The 6264-nt window shown below is 63.4% G+C and carries 5 protein-coding genes; 1 reads left to right on the forward strand and 4 read right to left on the reverse strand.

What is annotated here, in order from left to right; genetic code table 11:
* The first annotated feature begins 339 nt into the window (after positions 1-339).
* Positions 340-1227, forward strand: a complete 888-nt coding sequence (locus tag QZ079_RS07420; protein WP_297037130.1) for a DegV family protein — start codon at positions 340-342, stop codon at positions 1225-1227.
* A 315-nt stretch (positions 1228-1542) separates the two neighbouring features.
* On the opposite strand, the gene QZ079_RS07425 is transcribed toward QZ079_RS07420, so the two are convergent.
* The 4 genes from QZ079_RS07425 to QZ079_RS07440 form a co-directional block, all read right to left on the reverse strand.
* The gene (locus tag QZ079_RS07425; protein WP_297037132.1) at positions 1543-2529 is read right to left on the reverse strand and encodes an RsmB/NOP family class I SAM-dependent RNA methyltransferase; all 987 of its coding nucleotides are present in this window, start codon (positions 2527-2529) and stop codon (positions 1543-1545) included.
* Between the two features lie 47 nt (positions 2530-2576).
* Entirely contained in the window at positions 2577-3323 is a 747-nt protein-coding gene (locus QZ079_RS07430) for an energy-coupling factor transporter transmembrane protein EcfT (RefSeq protein WP_291289345.1), read from the reverse strand.
* Positions 3316-5121, reverse strand: coding sequence for an ABC transporter ATP-binding protein (locus tag QZ079_RS07435; RefSeq protein WP_297037134.1), 1806 nt, complete (start codon positions 5119-5121; stop codon positions 3316-3318). Before QZ079_RS07435 ends, QZ079_RS07430 begins: the two co-directional genes overlap by 8 nt.
* Positions 5122-5268: 147 nt before the next feature.
* A complete protein-coding gene (locus QZ079_RS07440) occupies positions 5269-5838 on the reverse strand; it encodes a hypothetical protein (protein ID WP_297037136.1) in 570 nt (189 codons plus the stop codon).
* Between the last annotated feature and the right edge of the window lie 426 nt (positions 5839-6264).

Below are 6264 nucleotides of genomic sequence, written 5' to 3' on the forward strand. Positions count from 1 at the left end.
CGCTTCGCTCGCCGCGTGCGGGGGAGGGGTTGTGACGGCTTTGGGCGCCGTCGCTTCGCTCGGCGCGCGGGTTTGGTCAAAAACGAAAGGTTGGTGACGCTTCCTCTCGGGAAACGGGGGTGCGCATCGCCCGCCGCCCTGGTAGCGGTGCCGATTATCCCAGCTACGGGGGAAGGCGCACCAGTATTTTCCAAGAAGCGTCGTCACCAACCTTTCGTTTTTGGCCACTATTGGTTTAGTCGAGTGGTTGCTGCCCCTTGATTTGGCCACGTACCTCAAAGTGTGGGATAATTACGCATGTTTGTTGCAAGCTTATCCCTATCAAGCAAGGAGCACGCTATGGGTAGCTATGTTCTTTCCTGCGAATCCACGGCAGATTATCCGCGGCCGTTCTTCAACGAGCGCGATATCCGTGTCGTGTACTTCCATTATGAACTCGACGGCGTCGTGCATGAGGACGATCTGTACCAGTCCGTCTCGCCGGATGAGTTCTTCGGCAAGCTCAAGGCAGGATCGACGTCCAAGACTTCCCAGGTGAGCGTGGGCGAATATGCCGAGTTCTGGGAGCCGGAGCTCGCCGCCGGCAACGATGTCCTGCACCTCACGCTTTCGAGCGGCATCTCGGGCTCGTATAACTCCGCGGTCATCGCGGCGCAGGGTCTTGCGGAGAAGTATCCTGAGCGCACGGTGTGCGTCGTGGATTCACTTGCCGCTTCTTCGGGTTATGGCCTGCTCATGGATTACCTCGCGGATCTGCGCGATGGCGGCGCTACGTTCGAGGAAGCTTGCGCCTGGGCTGAGGAGCACAAGCTCAACCTCAACCACTGGTTCTTCGTTTCCGACCTTGATTGCCTGAAGCGCGGCGGCCGCGTCTCTGCCACGAGCGCGCTCATTGCCACGGCGCTCAAAATCTGCCCGGTCATGAACGTTGACTATCAGGGCAAGCTCATCCCGCGCGAGAAGATTCGCACGAAGAAGAAGGCGATCACGGCGCTCGTCGACCGCATGATGGAGCATGTCGAGGGCGGTGCGGGCTACACCGGCAAATGCAGCATTTCGCAGTCGGCGTGCCGCGAGGACGCCGAGGAGGTCGCGCGTCTCATCGGCGAGCGCATCCCCGCGCTCAAGGACAAGGTCGTCATCAACAATATCGGCACCGTGATCGGTTCGCACACGGGCCCCGGTACCGTGGCGCTGTTCTTCATGGGCGATAAGCGCGTCGACTAACTACGCTTTCGCCGAGCAGCTCGGGGAGCACGGCTCGGTTCGCTTGTGCTTTTCTCGAAATGATGCGCGGGGGACCACGGTTTCCTCGCGCATCTGCTACGCTAACGTAACTACGCATCCGAGCGTCTCAGAAAGGTCGATGCCACATGGGCGCAGCCGATATCTTGCAGCCGTTTCTCATCATCCTTGGGGTGGTTGCTGCCGTTGCTGCCGTCTATTTCGTGGTCACTGCAATTAAGGGGCGTGCGTCTCGCGATGGCGGTGGCAAGCATCGCGCGCAATGAGCATGCGAGAGTCTGAATGTGGGACTGACGCTCACTTCTTGATAAGCGCGAGATAGAAGCCTTCGAAAAGCTTCGAAGGGCATACGGTGAGCGTCTCTTTGAACGCGGTAGGAAGCGCGGGGATGGCGCCTTTCTGGACGGCGTCGACGATGGCCTGCGCGCGCGGAGAAAGTGGCGCGGACTCGTCTTCTTGGGTGCTCGCGCCGCCGAAGAGCGGAACGAGCTTGCAGTCGCGATGCCGCTTGAGTGCGTTTGCGACCTGCTCGTCGTTTTCCTGCGGCAAGATGGAACACGTTGAATAGAGGAGCGTACCGCCCGGCTTGAGCACCGTGAGCGCGCGGTCGAGCAGAGCGCGTTGCGAGCGCGTCACCTTGGCGAGAAGTGCCTCGGTCATGCGCTTTGCCGCCCGTTCATCGCCAGTGCGGAAGGTGCCGGTTCCCGTACAGGGGGCATCGAGCAAGATCTGGTCGAAGGAGAAGAACTCGTCGAGCTTCCGTGCATCGCAGCGCATGACGTTCACGTTTTTGCAGCCGAGTTTGGCAAGGTTGTATGCGAGCTTTTCCGCGCGCGGCGCATGTAGCTCGCAGGCGGTTATGTGCGCGCGCCCGTTGGCGAGCGCGTAGAGCTGCGAGGTCTTGCCGCCGGGTGCGGCGCACATGTCGAGCACGTCGGCGCCGGTGCGCGGCTCCAGCACGAGCGGCGGCAGCATGGATGAAAGGCTCTGCAGATAGATCTTGCCTTCCCGATAGATGGGGAGCTCCCATACATCGCGCTCGCACACCCCATCGTCCAGCACGAAGGCGTCATCGTACCAGGTAGCGCGCGTAAAGCCGATGCCCGCGGCACGAAGCGCCTCGGTGACCGAATCCGCGCTTGCCTTTGCCGTATTCGCCCGGAGCGTAACCGGTCGCATTGCGGCCGCCTCGAAGCCGGCTCGGATGCGTTCGGCGCCATCATCGTCCTCATATGCGGAAATCGCCCGATCAATCAGCTCGGGGTATTCGAAAGCCTCGCTCATATCCATCCTCGAAATGATCCAATCCAGTCTGGCCGGATTGTATCATGTTAGAAGACGACGCCCAGGGCGACGAGCGCGACGCATACGGCCAGCGCGGCGAAATCAAGCGCGCGCAGGGGGTAGCGCTTGTAGGCCGAGGAACGCGTGCGCAGGTAGAACCCGCGCTGTTCGGCGGCGAGCGCCGTAGCATCCGTCTTGCCCACGCTCGAGATGAGGAGCGGCACGCAGAGCGGCAACATGAGCCGGAGCTTCTTCACGGGGTTCGGTGTGTCGTACTCCACGCCGCGCGCCGTCTGGGCCTCCATGATCGCGTTCATCTCCTGGCTGAAGATCGGCACGAAGCGAAGAGCCGTGGTAAACGTGAACGCGTACTGGTAGGGAAGGTGCAGCACCTCGACGCAGGCGTTCGCGAGGTCGGTGAGCTTGGTGACCATAAGCACGAGCACGAGCGGCAGCGCCACGCCTAGAAGACGTAGGCACATCTTCGACGCGCTTACGATGCCTTCGTCCGTCATGTAGCCGAACACCACGTCGCCCGTGCGCATGAATGCCGTCTGCAGAAGAAACATCACCACGGCGAGCGGGACAAGCAGCTTCAGCAGACTCGCGAGCCGGCGTGCGGCGCGTACGTAGGCAGCGAGCGCGAACGTGAGCACAAGCAAGCCGATGAGCGCGGCGTAGGTGTTCGCGAGAAGCGTCGAGGCGATGATGGCGGCGGCGAGCGCGAGCTTGACCACAGGGTTCAGGCGATGGAGGAGCGTTGTCCCCGGGATGTAATCGATGACGTTAACCACGGGCGATCAGCTCCTTCGTGCGGGCGACGACGTCCGCCACCTCGAACGCTCCTTCAAATGTGGGCGACACACTCGTCGCGAGCGCATGCGACAACTCGATAACCTGCGGCGGCTCCATGCTGGCGGCTTGCATGAGCTCGGTGTCAGCGAAGAGCGTATGCGTCTCGCCGCGCCCGAGCACGCGTCCGCCCGCCATGACCACGAGTCGCTCGGCGAAATCGCTCACGACTTCCATGTCGTGGCACACCATGATCACGGCGCTGCCGGCTTCGGCCATGTCGCTCACAGTTTCCATCACGGTCATGCATTCGCGGTAATCGAGGCCACTCGTGGGCTCGTCGAGGATGATGACGTCGGGCTCGAGCACGACGACGCTTGCCAGCGCGACCATCTGTCGCTGCCCACGCGAAAGCGAGAACGGTGCCTCGTGGGCGGGCAGGCCGAAGCGCTCGATTACGGGCTGCGCTCGGCGTCGCGCCTCGGAGACGTCTATGCCCGCGAGCTCGAGGCCGAAGGCGACCTCGTCGAGGACGGTGTCGCGGCAGATCTGCCGGTCGGGATCTTGGAAGAGCGTGGCCGCATGCCGCGCGATCTGGCTCGTGCGCACGGTGGAGGTGTCGAGCCCTGCGACGGTCACGGTGCCTGTGCTGGGCTTTAAGAGCCCCGTGATGAGCTTGGTGACGGTGGTCTTGCCGGCGCCGTTTTGCCCCACGACTCCCACGAGCTCGCCGGGGTAGACGGTGATATCCACATCCTGTACGGCGGCTTCTCCCGTAGGATAGGCGAAAGAAACGTTGCGGAGCTGTACCACGGGCTCGGCGCCTTCGGCTTTGGGACGGGCCGGTCGGTGCGGCGGGCGCGCGGGGGTGGGAGCCGAAGGGACAGAACCCACCGCGCTCGCGCCCGCGACGGGGTTTGCGCGCCCGGCGCCGGCGCTTTCGACCACGCCGGCGATGAGCTCCTGCGCCTGCGCCACGTTCAGGCAAGGCGCGCCGGGTTCGATGACGCCCTCGCGCGCCAGACTATTCGAGATGCGTGTGACGCGCGGGCTGTCCACGCCGATCGCGCGGAGTTCCGCCGCGTGCGAGAACACTTCAGCCGGGGTTCCCTCGAGCACGATGCGACCCTTGTTCATCACCGCGATGCGGCGGCAGTATTCAGAAAGCAGCGCGACCTTCTGCTCGACGATCACCACGGTCACGCCGAGGCGCTCGTTCACGTCGCGCAGGATGTCGAAGACCATGGTCGAGCTCGCCGGGTCGAGTGCGGCGGTGGGCTCGTCGAGCACGAGGACGGCCGGTTCGAGTGCGAGGATGGCTGCGATGGCGACCTTCTGCTTCTGACCGCCGGAGAGCGTGGCGATCTCGCGGTCGCGAAGATCCGCGATGCCCACGAGCTCGAGCGTGCGCTCGATGCGCGTTGGGATCTCGCTGTGGTTCACGCCGAAATTCTCCAGGCCGAAGAGCAGCTCGTCTTCCACCACGGAGGCGACCATCTGCGCATCGATGTCTTGCAGCACGCTACCGACCGAGCGCGCGACGTCCGTGAGCGTGATGGTGCAGGTATCCTGCCCCGCTACGTGGGCCGCGCCATAGAACGCGCCTCCAAAGTGGTGAGGAATCGCGCCGGAGAGCACGGAGGTGAGCGTCGACTTGCCGGCGCCCGAGGGGCCGATGATGCCCAGGAAGTCGCCGGTGGCGATATTCAGGCTCACATGGTCGAGCGCGCGCGGCGCGGAGTCGCTGCCATAGGAAAACGAGACGTCGTCGACAGAGATGATCGGGGTGGATGATTCCATGGTATCTGTTCCTGTCTGGTGGGTTATCAGCACCGGGTGCTAGCGTACCACGTCGGCTTCGGAAACGATACCGCCCCGAACGCGAGCCCGGGGCGGCGTGAGCGAGAATCTGGGTTCAGGACAGACATTCTCACTCGGGACAATGTGTTAGTCGGCGAGCTTGAGCGCCTTGCGAATGGGCAGGTAGAGCGCGCCCACGAGGATTCCGTTGAAGACCGCGGTCGCGAACACCACGGGCAGCATAGCGGCAGCGAGCTGGGCGGCGCCGCCCACCATGGCGATCTTGATGAGCATGAAGATGATGCCGGAGACGGCGGTGGTGACGAACGTGCCCGCCACGGGGATGACCTTCTTCGCGGGCGTGTTCATGCCCACATTCACGATGACGGCCATGAGCATGGCAGCGATGCCCTCGGCGGCAAAGTCGATGAACGGCGAGGTCGTGGTGATCTGAATCACCGCGGCGGAGATGAGGCCGATGATGAGCGCCTGTCCGATGTTCGGGCGGATGGCGAGGATCGTAAGACAGAAGGCGGAGATGATGAACTCCGGTGCGATGGCGCCGCCTGTGGCGGTGGAGATGGCGCGGCCGACCGTGAAGTTCAGGATGAAGCCAGCGGCGAGCAGGATCGCAAGCAGCACGAGGCCGCGGATGTCGAGGGTGCCGCGATCGACGGTGGCGACGGTGCGGGGCTGGGTGGTGGTGTTCTGGCTCACAGTGATCAACCTTTCTTGGAAAACTGCCGTGGTTTGGCGAAGGAATGAGATGTAGGTGCGGGAAAAGACGGGGGCGCGTGATGCGTGTCGGTCGCGGCTTCGGTACCAGAGGGCTCGGGTGGGGGTCCGCATAGAAAAAGGCCCCCGGTCTCCCGGAGGCCTTATGCGTACAACCTGGGTTCAGGCGCAAGGGCTACCGTCGACCGACCGTATTCGCATCACGCCACCACCAGTTCATGGAGTTGTCGAAGACGTGCATCATGATGGCGGCTCCTTTCGATGAGTCGGGCGGCGCGCCGTGCGCTCGCGTTGAGGGCACTATAGCATAGCGAAGCGTCGGTACGCGACGGCGGGGCAAAGATTGCCGGAATGTTTCGAGCCGAGGGGCGGCGGGTGACCCAATTGGGGACAGGTGCATTTTGGGAC

The organism is uncultured Enorma sp. (genome assembly GCA_905210055.1).
In the GTDB taxonomy this organism is placed as follows: domain Bacteria; phylum Actinomycetota; class Coriobacteriia; order Coriobacteriales; family Coriobacteriaceae; genus Enorma.

Coding starts and splice junctions, on each gene's coding strand:
- QZ079_RS07425 (WP_297037132.1), bottom strand. CDS start 2,529: ATGAGCGAGGCTTTCGAATACCCCGAGCTGATTGATCGGGCGATTTCC.
- QZ079_RS07435 (WP_297037134.1), bottom strand. CDS start 5,121: ATGGAATCATCCACCCCGATCATCTCTGTCGACGACGTCTCGTTTTCC.
- QZ079_RS07420 (WP_297037130.1), top strand. CDS start 340: ATGGGTAGCTATGTTCTTTCCTGCGAATCCACGGCAGATTATCCGCGG.